Below are 2,677 nucleotides of genomic sequence, written 5' to 3' on the forward strand. Positions count from 1 at the left end.
GCTCCGAGGCACCTCTTCGACGCAGCGATTGAGTATTTATCAGGGCAGAAAATTGCGATCCCTGCCTACAGCACCCTGCAAAAGATCATCAGCCAGGTTGTTGGTCAGGAGCAAGATCGGCTGATTACCCACGTAGATCTCGAACTGCCTCAGGAGCTAAAAGACGCATTGGCTGCCCTCGTAAACGTAGACGGATCGCTAACGTTGCGACAGTTACGTCAATCTGCCCGTAACTTCACAGGAACTGAGCTGGAGAAGGAGCTGACCGTACATCGCCACATCCAGCACTGGATGTCGCAAGTGAATGCCATATTGAGTACGCTATCGTTGTCCCAGAAAAATCAGCAGCACTTTGCAGAACGGGTCGATTACTATGGGGCTAAACTGAAGCGGCAGTCTGTGGGAAATCAGAGGCTTTATCTCCTGTGCTATTTGCAGTTCCGCTGGCAGCAGGCGTTGGAACGCATAGCCGATGGTTTTGTTCATCATGTCCGACAGGCCAAGAATAAATCGAAGGCTTATGCGCAGGAAGTAGTTTATCAAGATTGGCAAAAAGCCGCTAAAAATGTCAGCAAGGCTGCGGAAGTTCTACATCTGTTCATTGATGATAGCATCGATCAACAGCAACCGTTTGGGGCGGTAAGACAGAAAGCGCTGAAGCTGCTTGCGGAGAAAGATCTGAAGTCTGTCTACCTGTTCCTGAATGAACAAAAGCGTTCCGTTGAGGAAGCTATGTGGCAATACTATGACCAGAGAGATAGCTTAAGGGAAGGGTTGCTTCGGCAGCTGTTTCTTTGCCTACGCTATGAAGCCAGCGCAGGCGCCCAACGCCTGGCAGCAGCACTGAATCACGCTCGGCTTGATCTTGCAGCACAAGGGGTCATCTCAAATGCAACGATAGACGCCCGGTTGCCCTCCAAGAAACAATTACCGTTCTTGCAGGACGAGGGTGGGACGTTTAACCCAGATCGCTACGAATGGTACCTGTATCTACAGATCCCCGATCGGTTGAATGGCCAGCTGACCTTGCCTGATGTCATTAAATACCGGGCCTTGGATGCAGATCTGGTGAGTCGAGAACGCTGGCGAAGAGAAAAGCACAATTTGCTGGAGCAAACTCAGCTACCAAAGTTGACCGCTGAACCGAGTAAGCTGATCGAGCGAACAGCCAATGATCTGGAGATCCGTTTGTATGAGGTCAGTGACTACCTGGAACAGGATGACAACCGGAACATTATCCTACGTAATCCGAAGGGTAAGCGCCTATGGCGGTTGCCGACGGGGAGTAAAAAGTACTTGGTCAACAACCCCTTCTTCCAGCAGATACCGACGACGGGCGTTGCCGATGTGCTGCGCATGGTGGACCGTGATACCGGCTTCATTGAGTGCTTTGAACATGTGCTGGGCGCTCAGTCCAAGAACCGAGCCCACGAATATGACCTTCTGGCGATTCTGGTGGGGAATGCAACGAACCAAGGCATCTACGGCATGGCTCAAATCTCCGATCGCACTTATGATCAGCTCAGTACCATCCAAGCGAATTACCTGCGACTGGAAACCCTGAATGCTGCCAACGACAACATCAACAATGCGACGGCCATGCTTCCAATCTTCAAGCATTACAATATCCAAGAGGATATTATCCACGCCAGTGCCGATGGTCAAAAGTTTGAGGCCCGGCGAGAGACCTTCAAAACCCGCTATTCATCGAAGTACTTTGGAACTCAGAAAGGCGTCTCGGCCATGAGCTTAATCGCTAACCATGCCGCTATTAACGCCAGGGTGATCGGAGCGAATGAACACGAATCCCATTACATCTTTGACTTGCTGATGAATAACAGCTCGGAAATCATTCCGGACGTGCTCTCTACGGATACCCACGGAGTTAATCACGTCAACTTCGCTCTGCTAGACTTGTTTGGATACAGCTTTGCACCGCGTTACGCGCAGGTTAGTCGCGTCATCAACGAGATGTTTGATGTAAAAGAAGACAAAGATCAGAGAATTCAGCTACGCCTGAAAAAAGCCATCAATACCAAACGTATCATGCAGCACTGGGACACCATCCAACGGATCGCAGTGTCACTCAAGGAGCGAAAAACGACACAGGCCACGCTGGTTCGTAAACTCTCCGGGTACAAGAAAAACCATCCCTTGCTGGAGGCCCTAACGGAGTACAACCGCTTGGTAAAAGCGAATTACTTGTTGAACTACATCGATGATGCCAGCCTGCGTAACTACGTTCAGCGAGCCCTTAATCGGGGGGAAGCTTACCACCAGCTGCGTCGAGCAATCAGCAACGTCAATGGGGATCAGTTCCGGGGCAGCTCTGATGAAGAAATCCAACTATGGAACGAATGCGCGCGCTTGGTCACCAACGCCATTATTTACTTCAATTCCAGCATACTCAGCCAGCTGCTGACGAGCTTCGAATATCAGAATGACGATAAGCGAATACAGATTGTCAAACAGGCTTCTCCAGTGGCTTGGTATAACATCAACTTGAAGGGTATCTATACCTTCGAAATGAGTGAAAAACTACCGGATCTGGAGGAACTGATGCGCACAATCGAGGGATATTTACCGGTTCGGGAAAAGTAATACCCCCTGGGAGGCCTCGGATGGCGGGGCTTTCAGCGATTCTTGTCGTTTTTGGACGGAAAATCCCTAGTACCCC

Annotated in this window: 1 protein-coding gene; it reads left to right on the plus strand. The window is 50.3% G+C overall.

Annotated elements, in window-relative coordinates; all coding sequences use genetic code 11:
* The coding region (locus G533_RS0119175) for a Tn3 family transposase (protein WP_027951294.1) at positions 1 to 2,601 on the plus strand (2,601 nt) is incomplete at its 5' end.
* Between the last annotated feature and the right edge of the window lie 76 nt (positions 2,602 to 2,677).

It is taken from the genome of Haliea salexigens DSM 19537 (genome assembly GCF_000423125.1).
Taxonomy (GTDB): Bacteria; Pseudomonadota; Gammaproteobacteria; order Pseudomonadales; family Halieaceae; genus Haliea; species Haliea salexigens.